The organism is Pseudoalteromonas sp. NEC-BIFX-2020_015 (genome assembly GCF_012952265.1).
In the GTDB taxonomy this organism is placed as follows: Bacteria; Pseudomonadota; Gammaproteobacteria; order Enterobacterales; family Alteromonadaceae; genus Pseudoalteromonas; species Pseudoalteromonas neustonica.
Genome location: NZ_JABCJL010000021.1, coordinates 1 through 24,632 on the forward strand (window position 1 = coordinate 1; position 24,632 = coordinate 24,632).

Here is a 24,632-nt window from a genome sequence, read left to right on the forward strand (position 1 = left end):
TATTCATGTTGTTGTGTAGTAACAAGCCTAATTGCACGTTCACGAAATTCTGATGTATAGCGATTTGATTTTTTCATAGTTCCAGTTTCTCAAGTTATTGAGTCTCTGGCAAACACGGGGCGATTCAGTTATAGGCTTTAAAGGGGTTTTTGCAATGCAAGACCCTATGATTTTTTCTTTTTTAAAACCATTTAAAGCTCTATTTTATGACCGAACCCTAACTCAGCAACTGAAAAATAAGTTTCTGGAATATTTACGTTTAGCTCTTCATCAAAAATTAGTTGTGTAAAACCAATAATCCCACTTTCTACAGAGTAATAAATAATCATAGGATCTGATGTCGCGAAATTGTTTTCAAGATTTATTACTTCTATCTTTACTACATCTTTACTCTTTCCAAAAATACTAATTTTTTCATTACCCTTGTTTAAAAATGCGAAACCAAACTTTTGCCATTTACGAGGCATTTTATCAACTAATGGTACAGCAAAGTTAAATGCGAAGCTCTTAATACATAACCAATCTTTTCCACAACCTGTATATGTATAGCCAGAACGCCCCCAAAAGACACTTTTAGTTTCCTTATTAATCCTAAATGTATCTTTGGCAACATCATATTTGCCATCCTGTGATTTAAAAGGATTAATGCTGACATATTTGAATTCTTGAGCTTGCACACCAGTTCCTACAAAAAATAAGAATAATAATGGGAAATATTTATTGCTGATACTAAGAAACATAAAACCTCTCTAATACTTATTTGGATAAACTGATTTGAGAAAATCATCTGTCATTCTCTCTTGTTTCCTGCTTTTAATACGCCTAAATTTGCCGTTCACTACACTAATATTTACTCTGGGTATCGAATGGCCTGTTTCATGCACTATCAACCCTCTTACAGCATGAAGTCCAGGCTTTAAATTTGCGTGGTATCCAGCAGATGTATCTGCAGGAGAACCATTCAAATAGGCTTTATAGGCACCTTTGTAAAAAGAAACGTGGAACTTTTCAGTCGTTGAATGACGAATAAACTAGACAGCCACTTTAATTGAGTAAATAAAACTGCGCTACTAAGTTTACTCTTTTGGGCTAAAACTTATCTCTTTTTATATCATCACTCGTTCATCGTTCATTAAGCGAGCGCCTATACTGTGAAACCTAAATTACGCGCATGAAAATAACTGCATAATTGGAAAGGATTAAGTTGACACCCATCTTAATTATTCTAAATTCGTACAAACTTTAAGGTGGGTGTCCTTTTTATTTTCAATTTTTATTATTAGTAACAGATTAATTTTATTAAAATTTATAGGACCAAACGGGTATAAGCACTGATGAATTAAACGGTATTGTCTTATTTGAAACCTCAGTATGACAGCTGCCCTAGAGGCATCGTGGGTGCAAAGGTAAATAAGACCTCTTGGATCTCATGAGGGCGCGGCAACGAAATAGCCATTATACGCCGGATATATGTCATAGGACCGTTACCTTTATTAGTAAAAACTCGCTGGCGCGGTGATCATCATGTAATAACAAAAATGTACTGTAAAAGAATAAAAAACCACCAGAAAATTTGACTCAGGCGGAGTGACCATATATGTCTTCTTTATTTTCATTTTCAAGTTTTCTTAAGATCCAACCTATGAGCTGTGGTTTAGGTTTGCACAGATAACTGTAAGCTCAAATACATCGCATTACTATGTTTCAGAAAAATGCATGAACTTTTCCAATGACGATATATTAGACAACTTTTTTTGAGATTGCTGATCTATTAATAAGATATTACCAGCACTGTCTTGGCTATCAAAAAAGCCACCTGAATATTCCTGTAAGATACTAAAAGCTTTATCATTCAAATAATTTAGAGGGTACAAGCCTTTAATTGCTCCTTGTTCTATGCCTTCTGGGTGTACTAACCACTTAGCTTCTTCACTTTCAACTGTTACCGATATACCGCCAAATAGTTTTTTTTGCACTTTGTTTTCTGTAATAGGTAAATAGTCACTCCGCAAAACTCGACTATAACCATATACTAAATCCCCAGCACTTGAGATATCTTTAAACAGCTGCACTTCTTTTTTAAAATCTTCACGAAAGCTATTTACAACAGTAAATTCGAGCACTGAAAACTTAAAGTTTAAATATGTGAATACCTTATTCACTGTCAAGATAGCCCTGCTTTTTACGTCATAAAAATCCAAACTTTCTAACTGCTCAACACACAACGCTACCTTCTTTTGAGAAAAACACTTTATTTCCTTTGCTTCCTCATAATTTAAAGAAAATTGTACAACTTCAGAATCGCTATATTGCAGAAAAGTATCAAACAAGCTATCAAGATTGAGCGAGTTTGTTTCTGTTACCAAGAAATATGCTTTAGTAACGTTATACTTAATTTTACTTTTGAAAAACATAATTATTTACCAAACCATTTTTGTAGTTGAGTAGCAACAAACACTTACATTACCACTAATAGCCTCATTTCTCATCTTACTAACGTTTCTCTGAATTAACTGAGCAGGTTTATCCGTTTTAGATGCTATTTCTTTCACTCTTATTGAACCATCATTATACCTTGCTGCGACATCAGGGCGTGGACCATACTTTAGCCTCATACTTTTCACTCCATCCATCAGTTTTTTATAGCCCAAATCCATAGTGACTCTAGTTACTCTAGGGTTCATTGCATAAGCATAAGCGTATATATTTGATAATGTAGCGTGCCCTAATGTACCTGTAGATTGAGCAGTTCCAATTATCTTAGAACTAGCGTAAGAAAAGGCTTTTTCACCTAATGCAAAGAACTCTCCACCTAATAAAGCGGGACTGGGAAGGGCGCTATAAGTCACGAATAAACTAGACAGCCACTTTAATTGAGTAAATAAAACTGTGCTACTAAGTTTACTCTTTTGGGCTAAAAACCTATCTCTTTTTATATCATCACTCGTTCATCGCACATCGTTCATTAAGTGTGCACCTATCACTGCTAAACCTAGATTACACGCATGAAAATGACTGCATGATTGCAGTTTTAATTCTTTATTGAAGACTTTTAACTTTATCCCAGTAGCTTTTCGCTGTTGCTGACGTTGCTACGCCGTTTTCTGTTCAAGTGTTCACAGTAACTCTCTTGTGAGGTCGTCCTACCTACTGCGCCATGAAATACGCGTGTAAATTGCGTGGTCAGTTTTAACCAATTTTCTGGGGAGATATTGACTCTTTCTAGTAAAGGTAAATGTGTGTTTTCAATATACCCGCGTTTGCCTTCTCTTATACAACGCCCTGTTAATTCAACCAGTTCAAGGTAGGATTTAAGTTCAAACGGTAGCCCTTTTGGCATGATTTGACGTGGCATGCCTGCAAAGCGTAATAGTTGTTTTGGTTGCTTGCCTTCTGTTGCGCTTTCTAAGTGTGTTTGCACACTCGTATGTGATGACTCTTCTGGCGTGTTTGCCATTTTGGCCCTGATAGGATTTAAATCAACGTATGCCATACAAGCTGCCAATGCGGCTTCATCAAGCAAGGCTTGTGATTTAAAGCGGCCCTCCCAGAACCTGCCGGTGCAGTTATCTTCCTTATTGGCTTTACGCGCAATGTCTTCATTTAATAGCCGCATAAACCAGCTGATGCTTGCTAGCCGTTCACGGTATTGTTTTACTGTTTGATTAAAAAAGATAAGTTCAGCTTTAGTTAGCTTCTCACCCTGTATGTATTTTTGTGTTAATACGGTGCCTTTACAGAGCTTATGCCAGCGAATAACAATGGCTTTATCATTTAGTCGATTCGCTTTTTTATCATCTACATACAGGACTAAATGGGTGTGGTTACTCATGACTGCATAAGCACATACATCAATGCAAAATACCTTGGCTAATTCAATCAGCTTATCTTCAACCCAGCCTCTGCGATGCTCAAAAGACTGGCCTGTAAAACGGTCTTCACCGCACAAGAAAGCACGACGAACGCAACGTGAAATACAGTGATAATACTTTGTATCAACCAAACTTACTTGACGCTTTCTTGCAATTGCCATGTGACACCCTGATTATATTCTGCACTAATTAAACGTTAGTGCAAAATACAAAAAATACAAACTTTAGGGTGGGTGTCCTTTTTATTTTCCTGACTATGGGTGGCATGCTACGTTATCAAAATGAAATCTACACTTTAGATTCTGGTCCTAATGGCGAGACAGCTAGACAAGACGCCTATATGGTAGTTGATTTTCGTATGGGTTACGAGCTTAGCGACAGTATTTCGACAAGCCTAAATATTAGTAACTTGTTTGATAAAAAGTACTACAGCACAGTACCTCGCTATAACGCAGGTTATTACGGTGAACCACGCGCCATTAACCTTAATATAAGCTATAACTTTTAAATAACTTCATTTGCAATAGTTCACGTAGAGCTAACTAAACGCTAGGTAACAAGTAAGCTTGCTTCTTACCTAGCTATTTTTCTATAACACTGCTTGCATCCAAGCCTTATTGTTTATTGATGAAACAACACCACTTCCTTGCTTGATGTTGAAGTACGATAAAACAATAACCTCTTATTTTGCATATCTATATCGGTAACTTCATAGACCTCATTAAGGCTTGGTAACACCATTTTTTTTGTTTGCTCGTCAACATTATATTGCCAAACATTTGATTTGCTATCTTCAATAAACAAAGTGTTATTATTTCGATAAAATAGTGAAAAAATTGAAAACTGCTCAAAAAGATTCACACTACTGACTTTGCCATCAACTAACTCTTTTAGGTTATGTTTTCGATCGACAAAAAATAAAGTTTTTTTATCCGTTAACTGCGCCAAGATACTATCACCTTCATACAGCTCTACTAGCGAAAAAGTTTCTATATTAAACTTAACTAGTTTAATTTTTCCTTGCTCAATTATGCTCAATAACACTTGGTTATTGTCCATCACTTGATAAACTTCTATCACTTCAAATGGTGCAGTTAACGGTTGAACATTACCCGATAAATTAACTAAATATAGCTTTCTGTTGGCAACCATTATTAAAGAGTCCCCTGAAGGAGTCCAACGAAAACTAGTCACACTCTCCTCTAATGAAAGTTCTGTCAGCTGCCTCAATATTGACTTATCTGCCGACGATAACCATATCTGCGCTGGGCCATTGCGCTCAGATAAAAACGCAATATGTTGCCCCCTTGGTTGATACTGTGCGCTCTTTTCATTCACTATACTGCGATGAAATACTTGATAGTGTTCTGCTTCTTGGGTAAAGGTTAAAGCACTCTCTTTTTCATCAGGCAATTCATGCCAGCTAAATTCTGCAATATCAAAGTCAAGAAAACTCATTACAGAAAGGAGCTTGTTACCATCAGGGTGGTAATCTACGCCATAAAACCCATGCATGCTTGGTATGGAGTATTCAGTAAACCGTCCCTGTAAATCAATTTCAAATAACGAATTTTTATTTGTACTAAGTAATAATTGTCTATGCGGATGCCAAGAAATCGGCCAATAAACACGATGCTTAAATTTTTGTGGCGGCTGTAAAGCTACTTGTATAAACTCTTTATTTTCTGGATCAACTAATACCAGTTTAGGTATACGTTTTTCATCATGTTGAATGAGCGCAATCGAATTGAATTTAGTAGAAAAATCCATTTGCGTGATCACCTGACTACCTGCCGAGTATATAGTGCTGCGCTGCTTTGTAGCTAAGTTTAAACCTACCACTTTACCTTGTCCTTGTTCATTAACAACAAAGGCAATTTTCTCATTTGATAACCAAACCACTTCCTTATAATATTTTTCTCCGCAAGGCACCAAAGAGCGAGTCAACTGCGGTTTACTTTTAGCCAAAGCAAATGATAATACTTGAATGTCTGAACACCACGCTGGTATCTGCTCCTCACCACAATGATTTTCTTGAGCAAAAGCTATTTGACTACCATCGGGAGACCAAGCAGGCGGGCCATAAAGGCTTGGCTTTTTCGTTAACAAATACTCTTTATTATCGTTAGTGTCTTTTGCCCATATTTGATTTTCACAAGGGTTAATATGCCGCTCAAAAACAATATAGCGCCCATCTGGTGAAAAGCTAGGTGAATACTCCTTATTATGCGTAGTTGTTAGTGCCGTCATGTGTTTTATGGGTAACGTATTATGATTCGTTGGCCACCACCTAATACTAGCCAAAATTATAAGCACCAATAAAGCTAGAGCTAAACCAAAAAACATGCGCCAGCTTTTGTTCGCTGCAGTCGGTAGGGCATCAACTTCTGTCTTATTATCTGTGTCAGCTATCCTGCCTTGATCTGAGTTTGTTATTGGTGAATCAATAGCAATAATCTTATCTTGCTCTGGCTGATGCCAAGTAACTTGACCAATTAAGCTATACCCCCTTTTAGGGTGCGTTTTAATCATCCATTGCTTTTTAGCATCATCCTTAAAAGCTTTGCGTAATTGAGCAATACATCTTTGTAAGGCATTCGGTGCTACATAGGTATCTGGCCAAACCTGGGTTAAAATTTCTTCGTGGCTAACAACGTCTCCTTGCTTTTGCGCCAACACCAATAAAACCTGTAAAATTTTCGGCTCTACGGCTTCTACATCACCTTGATGAATAATTTGTGAACGAGCCAAGTCAACTTGATAATCTTCAACGGTAAACTTAATCATTTAAGTAATACCATTGAACTGACATGTTAAAAAAAACAGCATAAGTGTCTTTAAATTCTTTCATTAATAATGAACTCTCATCTTTTTTGTGTACTTCGCAGGCCTTATAAAATAGACCATCAGCAAAAAATCAGCTTTAAATCAGCTATTACAAAATTAAAGTAATCGCGGTCATGAATAATAGTCGCCATTAAAACTTAAACAATAAAACAAGCTTAAACACTAGGCGGTTATTTCGATGATAGTAATAACCACTTTTTGCAAGCTTTAAGGAAATATAATGATGGTAAAAGGTTTTTTAACAACTAAAAAAATTCAGCTATTCGGATTAACTTTTCTCGGCATGATATCATTTAACGGGTTGGCGGGTAATGATAACGTTGTCACCCGCTACGACAGTAGTTATTTTAGTAAATTTTCACCACAAAATATAGAAGACATTTTAGAGAAAATTCCCGGTGCATCGGCCATTTTACGCTCTACCCATAACAACCAAGATAGTGAGCGTGGTTTAGGTGCAGGTAACGATCAAATATTAATCAACGGCAAACGTGTTTCTGGAAAGAACAACGGTATCGCCGCAGAGTTAACCCGAATTCACGCTAGTAGTGTCAGCCATATCGAATTAATTCGCGGTACAGTAGCTGGCTTAGATGTGCAGTCACAAGGACTGATCATTAATGTGGTATTGCTAGAGGATAACAATACCAGCTCTACATTATGGAACTTAGGTTTGGCATATATTTCAGGCGTTGAAGCCCTACCCATTGGCAGTCTCAGCCACACTGCCACCTCTGGCACATTGAAATACACCTTAGGTGTAGAACGAGAAGCACAGCCTGATCACTTCATTAGCCAAGAAGTGTTTACTTCACTAGCACAAGAATTGCTCAGGATAAGCCCCCGTAACAATAAAACTAAATGGCACAGCAATAATTTCTCTGCTGGCCTCGATTATGCGTCATCACAGAGCAGTTCTATTCGGTTAAATGGCGCTTACAAGCAAAGCGAAATCACAGAAAGCAATCCTATTCATTACCTATACCCACAGCTAACGCTTGAACAAGGAAGAAATTATTATGAGACAAATAATATTAACCAAGACAAAACAGAGTGGGAATTAGGTGGCGACTTTAATCTACAGCTTGACCACTTAGGACAAATGAAAGTGATGTTTATTAGCAATAAGGAAAATGCTGATGAACTTGTTAGGCAGAAATATCGACTGGATCACCAAGAGTTTACCCCGACTTTTAGACTAAACGATCAAGCTATCGCGAAAGAAAAAGTGCTTCGTACTTCACTAAACAGCCAGTTAACCGAACAACATTCTCTTGAATCAGGGCTAGAAGTCGCGATAAATACCGTTGAAGGGGAAGTAGGTTTTCACTCTTTCGACGAAATTCCCTCTTTAACCATTGAATCTTCCACCATTGAAGAAGTGCGCTATCAAGCATACTTAAGTCATAACTTTAGCTTTTCAAGTTCAGTCAATATGCAAACATCCATAACGTCTGAGTGGTCCGAGGTTGACTTGGATACCCGTTATAGTAGCCAGTATGGTGAAGACCCAGTATTAGACACTGAGCTCACACTAAACCGTAACTTCCAATATTTAAAGCCACGATTTAATTTTCGCTATGACTATAGTAAAAACGCTCAAATTCGCTTAAACATTGAGAAAGAAGTAAGCCAATTAGATCTGCTCGATTTTCTCCCAGCCTTTAACGGCGAAGAATTTCGTTTAGAGCCGAGTAACCCACATTTGCGTCCTGAACAAACTTGGGCAACAAAGTTGACCTATCAGTACAACTTAAATAGCAACCTCGGTGATATTAGCCTATCGCTATTTAACGATAAGATAAAAGACCATTTAACCGAAATACCCTTAGGTGATTGGTCTGGAACCGGTAATGCAGGAAGTGCCAAAAGGTATGGTTTTATATTTGAAAGCAATTTACGATTGGCCGCTTTAGGATTAGAAAACACCTTGATTAGTACAAATTACAGTTACACAGACTCTGAGTTTATTGATCCTTTAAGTCAAACTAAGCAGGTAATTTTTAAAACACCAAAAAATGAGTGGTCTTTTGAGCTAAACCACGACGCTATGGAATGGGGTATGGCCTACGGTTTTCGCATATTTTCAGAATCAGATAGCTACTTAAACCGACTCGATATGGTTGGCACTTATGAATCAAGTATCGATGCAGAAGCGTTTATTGAGTACAACATAACCCCAGCATTAAAAATTAGCCTAGAAGGTTCCGAGCTATTATTAGGCAAAGAAAAAAGGCGAAGAGTGAGATATGAACAAAGCATTGCTGAGGGGAGTATTTTACGATATGAAAACAGGAGGCACCGTTATCCACGATTATTTTACCTGACGCTACGCGGTCAGTTTTAGCCAAATCAGCTAGTTTCACTCATTATAGTTATACGAGCTATCAATTTAGTCATAAAATAGAGTGTCTAATTCACCCTTAGTATTAGACAGTCTAAATGCCACCTTTAAGCTAAGTGACAAGTACCGACCCTTGTTACTTAACCTGTACTCGGTTTAAGAGATAAGGTAGTCATTTGAAATTTACAAGATTAACTTGAACAACTTCTTTCTAGCTTGAAAGTTTTAGTTACTTAAAGGCAAATTTCGCGTCAATAGGGAGCTATTGCAAGTAAATTTAACGCAGAGGTAAATATAAATAGCTGTTATAAAACTATTTATTAAGCCGAGTTCAGGTTACTTAGCTCTCAATCTAACTTTTAATCCTTGTTCGAAAAAGAAAATGATGTGGCATTACCTTTAAATATTAGATTCTATGCCCTTAAGCTATTATCTTTACTGCCCATCAGTGCCTTATGTGGTTGGGCTAGCTACAAACATACAGAATAAACTAGACAGCCACTTTAATTGAGTAAATAAAACTGCGCTACTAAGTTTACTCTTTTGGGCTAAAACTTATCTCTTTTTATATCATCACTCGTTCATCGTTCATTAAGCGAGCGCCTATACTGTGAAACCTAAATTACGCGCATGAAAATAACTGCATAATTGCAGTTTTAACTTTTTACTAAGGACTTTTAACTTTATGCCAGTAGCTTTTCGCTGTTACTGACGTTGCTACGCCGTTTTCTGTTCAAGTGTTCACAGTAACTCTCTTGTGAGGTCGTCCTACCTACTGCGCCATGAAATACGCGTGTAAATTGCGTGGTCAGTTTTAACCAGTTTTCTGGGGAGATATTTACTCTTTCGAGTAAAGGTAAATGTGTACTTTCAATATACCCGCGTTTTCCTTCTTGTATACAACGCTCTGTTAATTCAATCAGTTCAAGGTAGGATTTAAGTTCAAACGGTAGCCCTTTTGGCATGATTTGACGTGACATGCCGGCAAAGCGTAATAGTTGTTTTGGTTGCTTGCCTTCTGTTGCGCTTTCTAATCGTTTTTGCACACTCGTATGTGATGACTCTTCTGCCGTGTGTGCCATTTTGGCCCTGATAGGATTTAAATCAACGTATGCCATACAGGCTGCCAATGCTGCTTCATCAAGAAGCGCTTGTGACTTGAAGCGCCCTTCCCAGAACCTGCCTGTGCAGTTATCTTCCTTATTGGCTTTACGAGCAATATCTTCATTTAATAGCCGCATAAACCAGCTAATACTTGCTAGCCGTTCACGGTATTGTTTTACTGTTTGATTAAAAAAGATAAGTTCAGCTTTAGTTAGCTTCTCACCCTGTATGTATTTTTGTGTTAATACGGTGCCTTTACAGAGCTTATGCCAGCGAATAACAATGGCTTTATCATTTAGTCGATTCGCTTTTTTATCATCTACATACAGCACTAAATGGGTGTGGTTACTCATGACTGCATAGGCACACACATCAATACAAAATACCTTGGCTAATCCAAGCAGCTTATCTTCAACCCAGCCTCTGCGATGCTCAAAAGACTTCCCTGTAAAACGGTCTTCACCGCACAAGAAAGCACGACGAACGCAACGTGAAATACAGTGATAATACTTTGTATCAACCAAACTTATTTGACGCTTTCTTGCAATTGCCATGTGACACCCTGATTATATTTCGCACTAATTAAACGTTAGTGCAAAATATAAAAAATACAAACTTTAGGGTGGGTGTCCTTTTTATTTATGTCCTTTTTATTTATGGGTGCCCCCTTTGGTTTTACAAAAGCAGCCAAAAATAAAGCCCTTAATAAGTCACCATATGGGGTCATTTCACAAGAGGCTTTGGATTCAAAATAAGGGACTTTTATAGCTACCTTTTGTTTCTAATAACCCTATATCGAAGATAATATGACATCATCCCTATTGAATTTAAGCCAACAATAATCCACTTGGCTTTATCCATATCACTATGAAAAATAGCAGTTATTATAGCGGCACCAATAAAACAAGAAGATATGCTTAACAATAAACGACTATCGCTTTTAAACTTTATAGGTACAACGATAGATATTATTACTAAAAGAACATATAAGAAAATACTAGTTGTCATGATTATGCTCTTGAGTTGTCTTCACTTCAATTTTCGGTTCCTCTGTTAAACTGGTCGCTTCAATAGAAACCTCTGTTTTGAATACATCACCTTTATGAACTGGTTCAACTCCGCCAGTTGCCGCAACAGCTATTCCAGCAGCCGTTACGTATGGTGCTGTTGGCGGAGCTAAGAAAGTAAGAGCTGCGCTACTTACAGCTAAAGTAGTATTTGTTACCGCTTCTTTAGTAGATTCCATTTTGTCAGCTTGTTCTACAGTTTCCATTTTATTTTCTATTGTAGCCTTTAATTTAAATTCAAACTTCGGGGAAGACTTAACTACATCTGAAGGATCTGCTACAGCTTTATCTTTTGGATATAAGCTAGCATCTTTTCCATCAGGATCAGTATACTTATAAGGATTATTGTTTGCATATGCATATCTATTGAATCCATGGACTGCATCTCCTTTAGCTAGTTGTTCTATGTAATCCATAGGATCATTCGAGTAGAAACGCCCGATAACTGGATCATAGTATCGTGCCTGCATATAACTCAACCCTAAGTCGGTGTCGAATTTATGCCCTGTGTACCCTACGTCGTCTTTGGGTGCTTCTATCGATTCACCAAATGGGCGGCTGTGCTGACGGCTTTCACTCACGGTTTGCGGTGTTACGTCACCGTACTTGGCAATCAGTTTTTTACCTAAGTAAATATAGTTAGTGCCGTTGCCTGTGATGGTGTCGCCTTTTTCTCTGTACAGTAATGTGCCATCTTGGCTGTACATTGAATAGCTGGTGCCATTGCCATCGCTCTGTTTTACGCGGCGGTTGTGACCATCATATAAATAGCTATTACCTTTCGCGGTTTTAAGTTGATTGGCCGCATTAAAATCTAAACTATATGCGCCGTTGTTAGTAATATTTCCGCGGGTATCATAGCCTATTGAGCCATACCGACCACTTACGCCGGTTACACTGCTTAAGCGGTTTTTTGTATAGTCGTAGGTATAATTAAGTGTTTTACCTTTGCTTTGGTAGTAGGTGATGTTGCCTAAACCATCGTAGCGCAAGGTACTTGAGCCTATACCGGCGCCGCCTGTGGTGCGGGTTAAGCGGTCGAGGCCGTCATACTGTAAATTGGTTAAACTATAGGCACTGTTTTGACCATCTACAATAGACGTCACATTTGCATTATGGTCGTAGTCATAAGTGAGTGACATCACTGTGCTTGGAATACTTGACCCTGTGGGGCCGGTGTCTTTAAGCTGTTTGGGTAATAAGCTATCTGCATGCAAGGTGGTTTTATGGGTAACGCCATTACCATAAGTGAATGAATCAAGCATGCCATTTGCATAATATTCAGCGTTTCTGGCAAAACTTAAGGCAACGTTGCCACTATTATACGCTTGTACTTCTGTTGGTGCACCAAAGCCATTGGGGTTTAACGTGACGGTTGTTCCATCAGGGTAGCCTATATGCGATGTGTGCTGTAAGGCATTATAACTATAATTGAGCATTAAAGGCTGCTCGCTACCTACTAATAACTGTTCATCTTCCAATAGGTTTTGATTATTATAGCTATAGCGGTGCGTCACGTCTCCCGCTGTTAAGGTGATGATATTGCCATTATTGTCGCGCTCATACGTTACATCGCCTGAATTATCTGGGTAATCAACTTGATATAAATCACCTAAATTATCGTAGCTATAGCGTGTAGGTTGACTTGGTACTACAGAGGTACACTCGGTATTACTAACCCCTGTTTTACTCCATGTTAATTCGCCTAATAGATTGTAATTAAATAACGTGTTACCGGTATCTGGGCGGGTTGTTAAACAAAGCTGCTTATTACTATCATAGTAGCGGTTTTCAGTGATGCTCGTTAATGCACCTGATTTATTAGGGCCTGTTTGCTGTATAGAGTGAGTCAGGCCAAAGACATCAATGTCGAGTGATGTGGTAACTTGCTCTGGTGACTCTATTAAAATTGCACGCTGATAAGTTGGTGAACCAAATGCCTGATAGGTCGTGGTTGTTGCGTTGCCTTCTGCATCCGTTACTTCAATTTTGTTTCCTGATAGGTATGCATAATTGACTGTCCCCATGCCGCTGGTTGTTCGGCTTTTCATTCTGCCAAGCGCATCGTACACCGAGCGAACACCTTTATTCTCTTGCGCGTTACTGCTCATGTGTGATTGAAATAATGGCTGGTTTAAGTAGTCATACTCATAATTTTGATAGCGAATACTATTTTCTGCGGCACTCTTTGCGCTATCTTCCAATTTTAGTTGAGTAAGCCGTAGTAGGTTGTCGTATTGCTCAGTGGTTTTAAAGGCAACCGCATCATTGCAAGCGGTTCCTGCGCTATTTAGCGTGCATTTTGAAATAGTCCGCGTATTTGTATTATCATTCCACGTATATAATGTGTCATACCAATTACCATAAGCAGCATCATTGCTTAAATCTACTGATTTAATACGGCCAATCGCATCGTAGGTATAATTGGTTGCTGTGCCATTAAAGTCGACTATGCGGCTAACCGTACCATCGTTATTAATGTCGAATGTCGCTATCATTGTATTTCTTGCACTGCTATTGGCTGTATCGCACGCATTTAATTTAGAGCATGGTACTGTGATTTTACGTGCTTTACCTCGAAAGTAATCATCAAATTGTTCATACCGATTTGTGCCTGCATAACCTATTCGCTTTAAATTACCATCTGAATAATACTGAGAGGTAGATATATTTTGTCCAAATCGCTTCTTCATCAAAGGTAAACTTTTACTGGTGTACGTTGTTTCTTTAACCAGAGTTTCAGCGTTCCCCCCTTGCGTCACGTACACTTTCCCTGGCAAATTTAATACCCAATTAATTGAGTCATGCACGTACTCAGTTCGTATTGATAGGGAGTCATTGTTAATTGAGTTAGAGCGCTGGACTGATGTTGATACTCCATACCGATTATAATCCCTGTAATCAATTGAATATGTATCGATGCCGCCAAGAGTGAAGAGTTTTGTGATGACTTTAAGCTGAACTGCTCGATTTTCATGGACGGCTGCGTTATCTAAATCATAAGTATAAAGTGGAACACCTGATTTGTTTAAATGATGTGTTTTAAAAGAAGGAGTGACTCCCAATGGTTGTTTTTCATAAGTTATATATTCAGACTTAACGGTTACACCACTATCATTCTTATAGATAGTCGCTATTTTTTTCCCTTCATAGGCATCATAGTGCCGCAGAAAGTAATACTCTTTTTTACTACCATTAGGTTCAGTAACCATGGTTTTGCGTAATTGATGTGATTGATAAGACATTGGAATTGTGAATGGAACTGCAATTTTATGTTTGTCTGCTGGGGACTCAGTAGAATAAAGACCCGGATTTTCACTGTACTCATATAACCACGTATAATTGGATTGCTCTAAAGCGACTGTTTTGCTCACCAATGCATAACTTGCAGTGCATTTATTTAAAATCCGCAGGCCATCACTTCCTTTATGCCCCAGGACTCCCGTTCTTCCAAATAACGTAGGCTCAGTTTTGTACGTTACTACTGCCCCTGTAGGTGTTGTTATAGTAGAGGTGCGCGCGTTTTTATCTTGCTCAAGACAATGAGCTTCGGTTGTACCGCTATAATAAGTCAATTTTGTTGTATGCTTTGCAATGGGGAATCCCCCATTTGTTGTACTTAAACGTAAATCATATTGCCAAGTGCGGTTATTAGGTAAGCTCACTAAGACAAGTCGACCACCTGAATAACTATAGCGCCACTCATTCCCATCTGAGACTACTGATTTTACTCTATCTTTTCCTTGTGTACTCTCCCAGTTTATATCTAAAATACGCCCATCAGATGCTTCCATTTTGATCAGCTTGCCTTGTTCATATATATAGTCTATTGAATTACCAAACCGGTCTGTTATTTTACTAACGTATAGATATGCCTTGTAACGTTTTAAATCATACCAAAACTGCCCACCTCCGCGCTCATCGAAATACTTTCTAAATGGGAATTCTTGATAAAGATGCTTTTCTGTAAATTCATAGGTAATTCCCTGGGGTGATGTTAATTTAAAACCTTCATGACCTCCCGTCTGTATACACTCAACTTTCCAATTGGCTAATTCTTTTTTCTTCCTATTAACTATCGATTCCCCTAACTTTTGGTTAATCACATTGGGAATAGCGACATTAACGCCTGACCAATATTCATGTGGCGCAATATTTGTCAGCGATTGTAAATTAATTAATTGTGGGTTAAGAGGTGAAGTACATAATGTGCCTAAGTGCCAAGCACTATTATTTTCACTACCGGAACCTTGCAAAATAGTTGTATTTATATTCGGAATTGCAATCATCCAATCACCAAGCTCGTAACTATCTTGCCATAATTCAGAGCTATTGTAAGTCCGCGTAAAAGAGAAATCCAACCCCCCAATCCCAGGAATAGAAACATCTGTATGATTAATAGATACAACGCCTTGGTTCAAATCTATATTGTCACCAACAAATAAGTGCCCGTCAGTTGCCACTTCATAACTTGGCCTATGATGCTTTAGAGCATAAAAATTAGATTGAAAATCTTCAGATAAACTTGGATCAGCTGCTTGTACATTCAGTCCAAGCATTAAAAAGTGAATTAATAATATTCCTTTAAAAACCAGCTTACCTAAAAACGTATTTAACGTGTTACTCATTCCTTATCTCCTTGAGTTTCAGCTACTGGACTACCTAACAAATCAGTATGAATAAAAATAACTTTTTTAATATTGCTTGTATCGAAGTCCTTAAAGCTAACATCGCTATTTATCCAACCACTTTTTATCGCTTTTGCACATACGCGTTTACTTGCCCTTATCGTAAATGTACCCATGTATTGACTAAAACCTGATGTGCCACATACGGTGCCTTTATTCACTAATTTATAGTAGTGCGAGCCACCTTGCGATGAACTGATTGATATTGCAGTGCTTGCTGAAATGCTTGTACTACTGGGAGAAATAACCGGTTTGTTTAATTTACTTTGAGTAGGAGCTGCAATGAGTGGGCTCACTAAGTAACCACTGCTTTTATAGGTATACGGGGTGGTGAACGTATACACATTAACTACTTTAATTCTAAAGCGATAATTTTGTTTGCCCGTTAGCTCGAATCGATAATTATTATGTGTATTACTTGATGTAAGAACACGGTAAGCACCTGCGTTTTCAGACACCTCAACCGTAAATGTTTTAGAAGTGTCACAACTGCCATTACACGGTAATGAACCAAAAGAACGAGTTAAAAGCCCAGTAGAGGAACCGTAAGAAAAACTGACGTTGCCACCATCAGTTCCTCCGTTCCATGATATATTAATGCTACTGCCGTCAAGGGCATAATTAAAATTGGTGGGCGTTTTAGGTGTCTCAAATATATCCACTCCACCTGGGAAGGGGAACCCACCAGCGAAGCTAACGGAACTGAAGATCAGTAAGTATAGATATAGAAGTGATGAAATTGTTCGTTTGTTAGCCCTATAAAACATATTTTTTCCTTAAAAAATGACAGGCGGATGTTATTACTTTTATTTAACATCTACAATCATCCCTTTGTATGGAAAAACACAATAAAACCACATTTTAGTAACAAGTCAACCACATTAATTTAGAAAAAAAAACAATCTTACAACCCTATTTTTACCTCAATTATATTCTCTGCTTTTTTGCAGTAAAAAAGTATGTGATAACTTTTAAACCCATTAGCAAGCATAAACCCTAGCCATCTGGCTAGGGTAATTAAAAGCTAATTTTTGCTACATTATTGATTATGTAGATTAATTATCGCTTTTATAATTTCATCCGGGTGCTGAAATACAGCCATATGATCGCTGTTGTTCAATGGCACATATTGACCGCCTGATTGCTCACTGATCAAGTGACTCCATTGTGTTCCTTCTTGCTGCCATTTAATGAGATCATCAACATACTCGGGCTCTGCGTTTGCAATATCATGCGACTCAAAGTCAGTATCTATGACTGTAATAGGCACTGAGGTGGCTATATCACTATTGAGCACGCTGGCTAAGTCATCATGGTAATTCATGATTTCTTTTGCCCGGGTTACTTGTTTATCAATTTGTGCTCTGTCTTGGCTAATGAGATCAAAATACGGCCAATTCATATCAATTTGATAATCTACAGGAATAAGTGCATTCATTTCTTCGCGTTCAGCGGCTAACTTACCCAATGTTCTTTCGGTCCAATTACCCTGCTGTATATGTTCAATAAGATCGTCCCCAACTTCTCTGTACCACGATACTGGCCAGTCTTGATATAGACTGATTGAATGAGGTAATAAAATATCAGGATCAATCCAGAGCATGCCTTTAAGATTGGCTGACGCGTGTGAATCAGGAGAAACTTGCCACAAATGAGCCAAAATATTTGCGCTTGCAAAGCTCACCATTATTAGCTCATCTTCATTGAGGATATTAAGGGTTTTATCTAATGCAGACACAAACGATGCATATGATGGTTGATCTACATTACTGCTAAACCCATTACCAAAGCGCTCTATAACATGTACGCGATGCGTTTTTGCAATTAACGGCTGCAACAATGAAAACCATGCACTGTCACTATGAAAGTTTTTATTAAACCCTGAGAGTAAAATAATGGCAGGGCCGCTATGCTCTAGGCCCATACTGCGTACATGCACATCTTTACTTGGCTGCGAGCCAACACGGTATAAACTTGAGTGAATATCTAGCTTATTTAAGCTGACTGAATCAAAAAAACTGATCACTTCCTCAGTGGTATTAAAGCCAGTAAAGCCCCAACTATGCCCTCCGCCTTCAATAGCCACTAACTGATTAATGTGTGTGTCATTTTTATATACATATTTGGTCGTTGCATTGGTTTTTTCAACTTCGACTGGCGACTCTATATCGTTTTCTTTAGCAATAAGTTCTATTGCATATTCACTGGCTATAAGCCCAAAATTTGAATGAGTTAGGCCATAATAGGGCAATGTTTTGTCATTTTTACCATGCACCATCATATAGTGTGTATTATTTTCAATGTAGCAGCTTTGTGATAATTGCACCGACATTGGCGATGCAACCGACGCTATCGCGTTAAACTTTAAGTCACTATTGCACATTAAATTTTGTGCAAAAAGCCCCCCTTGAGAAAATCCAACAGCATAAAGTTCATCATCTATGATGTTGTATTTTGTTTTAACATCTGCAACAACCTCATCTACAAAACCTAAGTCATCAATTCCGAGCCGGTGTGGCTTATTGCAATCACACCCTTCATTCCATTCTTCAACTTTTGATTGCGGATAAACAACAATATAATTGTCTGATGCAGATTCAAGAGCCGACATACTACGCATGCTTTGTGCCCCTTGTCCGGAGCCATGAAAAGCCAATAGTAATTTATAGGCTTTTTTTGAGTCAAAGTTTTTAGCTGGCAGTGAAAGGTAATAACTTCGCCCATTTAAATTTGTTTTATTTACATCGCTCTCTGGTGGCTTAGATACAGGAGAAGCCGATTTATTGTCGGTGCCATTACAACCTGATAATAGCCATGTTATAGCGACTATTTTTAATAAACAATATAGATAACTACGCATTTTTTTTACTCTTATTAAACATGGAAGCTTAGCAAATCATGTATTTACATCAGCTCACATAGTTCGAGCTTATGTTTTTGTTATGTTTGTGTTATGTTTTAAAATATAAAGTTATTTCAATATGATAGAGATTAGTATGACGGTACACATTGCAAGTGTAATGTTTGATGCAAACCAGCGAACATTGGTAAAGGGCACTCAAAGTCGCAATCTTGAACCTAAAGTATTTAACTTTTTAACAGCTTTATTGGCGGCTAATGGGCAGATTGTCAGTCGTGATCAACTCATAGAAAAAGTGTGGAACAACCGTGTTGTAGGTGAAGGCGCAATAAACAGAACCGTGTCTTTATTACGTGGGCATTTTGCTGCATTAACCGATGAAAACATTATTGAAACAGTACCAACTCAAGGTTACCGGCTCATTGCTTGTATTGAAGGTTTGAGCAAAGACCCTATTGAGCCCGTATTAAATGAAATTACCGCTACTGAAAATAAAAAAAGCACATGGTTTTTCATAAAAGTAAGCTGCGTTATTACCTTCATTTTACTCTTTTTAGTGGCGCTTATTAGTTATTTTATTAAACCAAATAGTTTTACTCATTCAAACACGCTATCACTTATTAGCGCCCCATTAATTGCACTCAACGGATCGGAGTATAAACTATCTACAACGGATTCTGGCCAACACATTCTATTTCATCACCTAGATGAAAATAATAACCAAGCAGTGTATTTATATGATACAAAAACACATTCAAAAAAGAGAGTATTAACAGATTCATTCGCCGCCATTAACGCCAATGGAACGCAACTTGTTTATGCAACGAACATTGATAAACAATGTTCGATTGCTCTTTATTATGTCGCAACACAAAAGCAGCAGCCTTTATTTACCTGTGATGAAATACCAACATCATTAGTATGGGGAGAAAATAACACCTTTTACTTTACTAAGCGCTTTAGTAAATCGCATCCGTATCAGGTATTTAGCTATAACGTAAATACAGGCAGGTTAAAACAAATAACCAACCCCACCAGCAAAAATAACACCAAAGGTGATTTTAATTTTAATTACAACCGTCATACCAATCAGCTTGCCGTTCTTCGTTATATAAATGAAAACCAATCTCATATTATTATCATCAACGAAGATCATGTCTTAACAGAGCACACTGTTGATTTGCGAATAAATAACCTGCTATGGCACCCTAATAATAACGATTTAATTATTGCTGATAGTGCAAGCCTGTACACTCTAAAAACCGCTAACAGCCACTACTCATTACTTAAAAAATTAGACTTTAAAATTAACTCATTGGCTCTTTTGCAAAGTGATAATGGCCCTTCTCTATTGATCAGTAATCTCAACGCTGTAAGTGACATTGCAAAGTATAATATTAAACAAAAAACACACATTACATGGCAACAAAGCGCTCGAACAGAATTATTACCTCGAATGAAAGCTGACACACAACTTATTTTATCAACACGCTATAAAAGTCATCATTGGTGGAGAATAAAAGGTGACAACGCCCAACTAATTAATGTTGATTTACCGTTTGAATTACAGTTTGTTCGCTATGAGCTTTCAGATGATGGTAAGCGTGTGCTGTTTAGCAAGCATGGTGATATATATGAATTAAATATTGATGAAAACACGTATCAGCACGTTTTCACTGAATCAAAAAATAGCTATGTTGCCAATTACGATGCGAATAATAATGTTATTTACAGTGGCAACTCTTCTGGTAATTGGCAACTATGGTACTACCAAAGAAGTAGTGGCCAACACACGCAACTTACCGTAAATGGTGGTTACAGTGGCAGAATAATTGGTGAATACCTGTATTACTCTAAATTTACGGTCGATGGCTTATGGCGAAAAAAATTAGACCATCCAAATGAAGAGCTGATAATTAAAGACTTTAATCGTATTAATTGGTTAAATTGGCAAATCATCAATAACCAGCTGTATTTCTACAGACAAGAAACCGGTGTATGGGCATTTAATATTGACACACACACTGAACAATTGCTGTTGCCAAAAACGGATGATTTTATCCATCAATATACAATATCGCCTGATCAACAGTATATTTATTGGGTTCGGTTGAAGGCACTCCAAGGAGATATTTACCAGTATGCGTTTTAAATCCATTGTTTAAATTATCAAAGGCTGTGATAAAAATGTTTAAGCGCAATAGTAACCTTGGACCAAATTTAAAAAAGAGATATGCCTGTACGCAATGTGGTTACTGGGAAGAATTCAGTGCTAAATAGTGTGAACGCTGCTTTCACACTTTTACCCATGAAGATAAATGGAAAATGCGCAACGCTTACCTCAAAAATCGCAACGAAAACTGGCACCACTCAGTATATTTAGCTGTGTTTGTTTTATTTATTATCGGGTGCCTAATCTTTTAATAGTTTTCGTCCTCACTAGACACTGTCACACTTAAGTCTTCATCCATATTTTCAAAAACCAAAAAGTTAATGGGCTTACAACAAACCTGACAATCTTCAATATATTGCTGATCAACATCTGTTGGGTCGAGCAGCACATCAATACTCTCGCCACAATATGGGCATGCTATTGTTTGTTCAGTTAGTTGATTCATATTATCGCTCCAACGTAGATTTATATGCTCGTTTACTTTCGTATATGCGTAAAGGTTACGCTTTTATAGAGTCTCCCATGGCGAGCAAATATCAATTAGACAACCATTAGGATCTTCAATTAAAAAACGACGCTGCCCGTAAAATTCATTATGAGGCGCTTGCAAAATAGGTATCTTCATACTCAGCGCTTTTTCATAAGTGCTATCAACATCTGCCACAACAAAAGTAACGTACATACCCGTTGGCGACTGTTGGAAATTTTTTGGCACTAAGGAGTGATCCTTTTGAATAATACCATATTCAATTGAATGATCGTCTGGCGAGCAAAGTTGTACATACCAATCACTCTCATATTTAACAATAAAACCAAGTAATTCTACATAGAAGTTTTTACTTTCTGGTAAATTATCTGAGCATATATTCGTTAAAATTTTCATTCCATCTCCTTAGTAAGCGGCACAACTTCGGTGCAATTAACTCATTCCAAAATCACTTTCGAACCTTTAATGAGTATTTAACCTTAAGGACTTTAATATAGCAAAAAGCGCAGCTAAGAGCCGCGCTTTACTTAATTAGTTGTACTTATGCTCTTTTTAAAAAAAGCCAAGCGGATTTTCGCTGTAACTTACTAACAAGTTTTTAGTTTGTTGGTAATGATCAAGCGCGAGTTTGTGGGTTTCGCGGCCGATGCCTGACTTTTTATAGCCGCCAAAAGCAGCGTGAGCTGGGTACATGTGATAACAGTTAGTCCATACGCGCCCTGCCTCTATCTTACGGCCAAAGTGATAGGCACGGTTCATGTTGCGGCTCCACACCCCTGCGCCTAAACCAAACTCTGAGCTATTAGCTAACTCCAGCGCTTCAGCTTCATCTTTAAAGGTCGACATTGAAATAACTGGGCCAAAAATTTCTTCTTGAAATACCCGCATATCGTTAGTGCCTTTAAGCAAGGTTGGCTGAATATAGTAGCCACCGTTTAACTCGTCACTTAATTGCTCAATATTGCCTCCGGTGAGTACTTCTGCGCCTTCTTTTTTACCAATTTCGATATAGCTAAGGATTTTATCAAACTGTGCTTTTGAGGCTTGTGCACCCACCATGGTTTCGCTATCAAGTGGATTACCCCGTTTGATTTGCAAAGTACGCGCCAAAATACGTTCAATAAATTGCTCGTAAATATCTTCTTGAATAAACAAACGCGATGGGCAAGTACACACTTCGCCTTGGTTGAAGTACGCAAGTACCGCGCCTTCTATTGCTTTACTTAAGAATGAATCATCTTTTTCCATTACGTCATTAAAAAATATGTTCGGTGATTTACCACCAAGTTCTACAGATGATGGAATGATATTATCAGCTGCGCATTTTAAGATATGCGAGCCAACTGGCGTTGAGCCCGTAAAGGCAATTTTAGCAATACGGGTGCTCGTCGCCAGTGCTTCGCCGGCTTCTTTACCAAAGCCGTTAACAACGTTTAGAACGCCTGCAGGTAGTAAATCGCCGATAAGTTCCATTAACACTAAAATTGAAGCCGGTGTTTGCTCTGCCGGCTTTAAAATCACACAGTTACCCGCCGCAAGCGCTGGCGCTAACTTCCACGCAGCCATTAAAATAGGGAAGTTCCACGGAATAATTTGCCCAACCACACCTAGAGGTTCATGAAAGTGATAAGCGACTGTGGTCTCGTCAATCTCACCAATACTGCCTTCTTGTGCGCGAATACAGCCTGCAAAATAACGAAAGTGATCAGCTGCTAATGGAATATCTGCTGCGAGTGTTTCACGAATCGCTTTGCCGTTATCCCATGTTTCGGCCACGGCCAGTAACTCAAGGTTTTGCTCTATCCGATCAGCTATTTTTAATAGTATGTTGCTGCGTATAGTCACTGAGGTTGTTCCCCACGACGCTTTTGCTGCGTGTGCTTTATCAAGAGCCAATTCAATATCAGCTTTATCTGAGCGTGGAATTTGGCAAAACACTTTACCATTTACAGGGCTTATATTATCAAAGTATTGGCCGTTTACAGGCTCAACCCATTGTCCGCCAATGTAGTTACCGTATTGAGGTTTAAAATTAATGAGTGCGCCATCAGCACCGGGGTTTGCATAAATCATTGTGTGATTCCTGTTCAAATTGTTGAGTTTGACTTAACCTGGGTTAATTAACGTCCAGCGAGTAGTTGTTGTTTATTTATCCGCCACCTGTTGACATTAGCCTATAAGAAGCTTAAAAACTTGATTAGCTGTCCAAAAAACATGTCTGTGCGTCCATTGTTTAAAGGAGATAAAATGACTGCATCACTACCAACGAGCAACCTCACGAGAAAACGCCAAGCAGTTGATGTGCTTATTGAAAATAAAGTCACCTTTGCAGCAGAAAATGCCGAACTCAGTATTTACGATACCTACCAAGATGCACAAAAAGTTGCCCTGCACTCAAGTGAACTACTGTTTTGCGGGATGATTAGTGGTAAAAAAGTGATGCATGTTGCTGATAGTGACTACCATAAAGAATTTTTACCTCAACAATCATTTGTACTCGCCCCCGAGCAAGGTGTATTAATTGATTTTCCACAGGCATCAATGCAGCAGCCCACGACTTGTTTAGCTATTGAAATAAGCTGCGATAAAATTAGCCAAGTGGCTGATGCACTAAATATGCAACAACAAATAAGCAATGATGACTTTTTTCAGTACATACCTAACCTAGTGCACGCACAGCACAATCAACAAACTCAACAATTACTGGAGCGTATGATTGGTCTATTCAGTGAAAACGAGCAAGATCGTCATTACTTAATTGATTTATCCGTCAATGAATTAATCACCCGCCTGCTACAGCAACAAAGCCGCGATTTAATGCTCGCTAATTGCCAACATGCTGCTCCATGTCCATTAACTGATGCACTGTATTTTATGAAAGAGCACCTTAATCAAACACTCGATATTGATACGATCTGTAAAATAGCGTGCATGAGCCGTAGTAAGTTTTATCAACAATTCAAACTGGCCTTTGGGCAAAGCCCTGCTGCATATCAACAACAACTTAGATTAAAAAAAGCGCGTCAACTTCTGCTATCAGGGCAACAAATAAGCAAAATTTGCTATGATATTGGTTTTACGAACCCCAGTCATTTTAGCCGTTTATTTAAGCAATATTTTGGCGTTTCACCAAAGAATTTGCTATTAAATAAATAACAACATTTTTGCCTAATTCAACAAAGCCGTTTAG

Annotated in this window: 16 protein-coding genes; 4 read left to right on the forward strand and 12 right to left on the reverse strand. The window is 38.1% G+C overall.

Going from position 1 to position 24,632, the window contains the following annotated elements:
- Nucleotides 1-191 precede the first annotated feature (191 nt).
- From HH219_RS15045 to HH219_RS15060, 4 genes are all read right to left on the reverse strand, one after another.
- A complete protein-coding gene (locus HH219_RS15045; protein ID WP_169327932.1) occupies nucleotides 192-740 on the reverse strand; it encodes a hypothetical protein in 549 nt (182 codons plus the stop codon).
- A 957-nt stretch (nucleotides 741-1,697) separates the two neighbouring features.
- Entirely contained in the window at nucleotides 1,698-2,414 is a 717-nt protein-coding gene (locus tag HH219_RS15050; RefSeq protein WP_169327933.1) for a hypothetical protein, read from the reverse strand.
- 6 nt (nucleotides 2,415-2,420) lie between these two features.
- The gene (locus tag HH219_RS15055) at nucleotides 2,421-2,849 is read right to left on the reverse strand and encodes a hypothetical protein (protein ID WP_169327934.1); all 429 of its coding nucleotides are present in this window, start codon (nucleotides 2,847-2,849) and stop codon (nucleotides 2,421-2,423) included.
- A gap of 209 nt (nucleotides 2,850-3,058) precedes the next feature.
- Nucleotides 3,059-4,033 (reverse strand): transposase, encoded by a 975-nt coding sequence (locus HH219_RS15060; RefSeq protein WP_169327935.1) that lies wholly within the window; start codon nucleotides 4,031-4,033, stop codon nucleotides 3,059-3,061.
- A gap of 38 nt (nucleotides 4,034-4,071) precedes the next feature.
- Here HH219_RS15060 and HH219_RS15065 point away from each other — a divergent pair, with 38 nt between their 5' ends.
- Nucleotides 4,072-4,380: a TonB-dependent receptor gene (locus tag HH219_RS15065; RefSeq protein ID WP_169327936.1), complete on the forward strand. Its 309-nt coding sequence runs from the start codon at nucleotides 4,072-4,074 to the stop codon at nucleotides 4,378-4,380.
- 113 nt (nucleotides 4,381-4,493) lie between these two features.
- Here the strand turns inward: HH219_RS15065 and HH219_RS15070 are convergent, their stop codons facing one another.
- A complete protein-coding gene (locus HH219_RS15070; RefSeq protein ID WP_169327937.1) occupies nucleotides 4,494-6,659 on the reverse strand; it encodes a winged helix-turn-helix domain-containing protein in 2,166 nt (721 codons plus the stop codon).
- 280 nt (nucleotides 6,660-6,939) lie between these two features.
- Between HH219_RS15070 and HH219_RS15075 the strand changes: the two genes are divergently transcribed.
- Nucleotides 6,940-9,066, forward strand: a complete 2,127-nt coding sequence (locus HH219_RS15075) for a TonB-dependent receptor (RefSeq protein ID WP_169327938.1) — start codon at nucleotides 6,940-6,942, stop codon at nucleotides 9,064-9,066.
- A 680-nt stretch (nucleotides 9,067-9,746) separates the two neighbouring features.
- Here the strand turns inward: HH219_RS15075 and HH219_RS15080 are convergent.
- The 4 genes from HH219_RS15080 to HH219_RS15095 form a co-directional block, all read right to left on the reverse strand.
- On the reverse strand, nucleotides 9,747-10,721 hold the full coding sequence (locus HH219_RS15080) for a transposase (protein WP_169327939.1): 975 nt from the start codon (nucleotides 10,719-10,721) through the stop codon (nucleotides 9,747-9,749).
- A 443-nt stretch (nucleotides 10,722-11,164) separates the two neighbouring features.
- Nucleotides 11,165-15,862 (reverse strand): RHS repeat-associated core domain-containing protein, encoded by a 4,698-nt coding sequence (locus tag HH219_RS22080; protein ID WP_249118533.1) that lies wholly within the window; start codon nucleotides 15,860-15,862, stop codon nucleotides 11,165-11,167.
- Nucleotides 15,859-16,584 carry a hypothetical protein gene (locus HH219_RS15090; RefSeq protein WP_169327940.1) on the reverse strand — a complete coding sequence of 242 codons (726 nt, stop codon included), beginning with the start codon at nucleotides 16,582-16,584 and terminating at the stop codon, nucleotides 15,859-15,861. Before HH219_RS15090 ends, HH219_RS22080 begins: the two co-directional genes overlap by 4 nt.
- A 377-nt stretch (nucleotides 16,585-16,961) precedes the next feature.
- The gene (locus HH219_RS15095; RefSeq protein WP_169327941.1) at nucleotides 16,962-18,782 is read right to left on the reverse strand and encodes an alpha/beta hydrolase; all 1,821 of its coding nucleotides are present in this window, start codon (nucleotides 18,780-18,782) and stop codon (nucleotides 16,962-16,964) included.
- A 136-nt stretch (nucleotides 18,783-18,918) separates the two neighbouring features.
- On the opposite strand from HH219_RS15095, the gene HH219_RS15100 reads away from it, so the two are divergent.
- Nucleotides 18,919-20,934, forward strand: coding sequence for a winged helix-turn-helix domain-containing protein (locus HH219_RS15100; protein WP_169327942.1), 2,016 nt, complete (start codon nucleotides 18,919-18,921; stop codon nucleotides 20,932-20,934).
- A gap of 268 nt (nucleotides 20,935-21,202) precedes the next feature.
- Here the strand turns inward: HH219_RS15100 and HH219_RS15105 are convergent, their stop codons facing one another.
- From HH219_RS15105 to HH219_RS15115, 3 genes are all read right to left on the reverse strand, one after another.
- Nucleotides 21,203-21,400, reverse strand: a complete 198-nt coding sequence (locus tag HH219_RS15105; RefSeq protein WP_054205973.1) for a CPXCG motif-containing cysteine-rich protein — start codon at nucleotides 21,398-21,400, stop codon at nucleotides 21,203-21,205.
- Between the two features lie 63 nt (nucleotides 21,401-21,463).
- Complete coding sequence (locus tag HH219_RS15110) at nucleotides 21,464-21,838, reverse strand: VOC family protein (RefSeq protein WP_169327943.1); 375 nt, start codon at nucleotides 21,836-21,838, stop codon at nucleotides 21,464-21,466.
- 156 nt (nucleotides 21,839-21,994) lie between these two features.
- The gene (locus tag HH219_RS15115; RefSeq protein ID WP_169327944.1) at nucleotides 21,995-23,515 is read right to left on the reverse strand and encodes an aldehyde dehydrogenase family protein; all 1,521 of its coding nucleotides are present in this window, start codon (nucleotides 23,513-23,515) and stop codon (nucleotides 21,995-21,997) included.
- A gap of 174 nt (nucleotides 23,516-23,689) precedes the next feature.
- Between HH219_RS15115 and HH219_RS15120 the strand changes: the two genes are divergently transcribed.
- A complete protein-coding gene (locus HH219_RS15120; RefSeq protein WP_169327945.1) occupies nucleotides 23,690-24,598 on the forward strand; it encodes an AraC family transcriptional regulator in 909 nt (302 codons plus the stop codon).
- The last annotated feature ends 34 nt before the right edge of the window (nucleotides 24,599-24,632 follow it).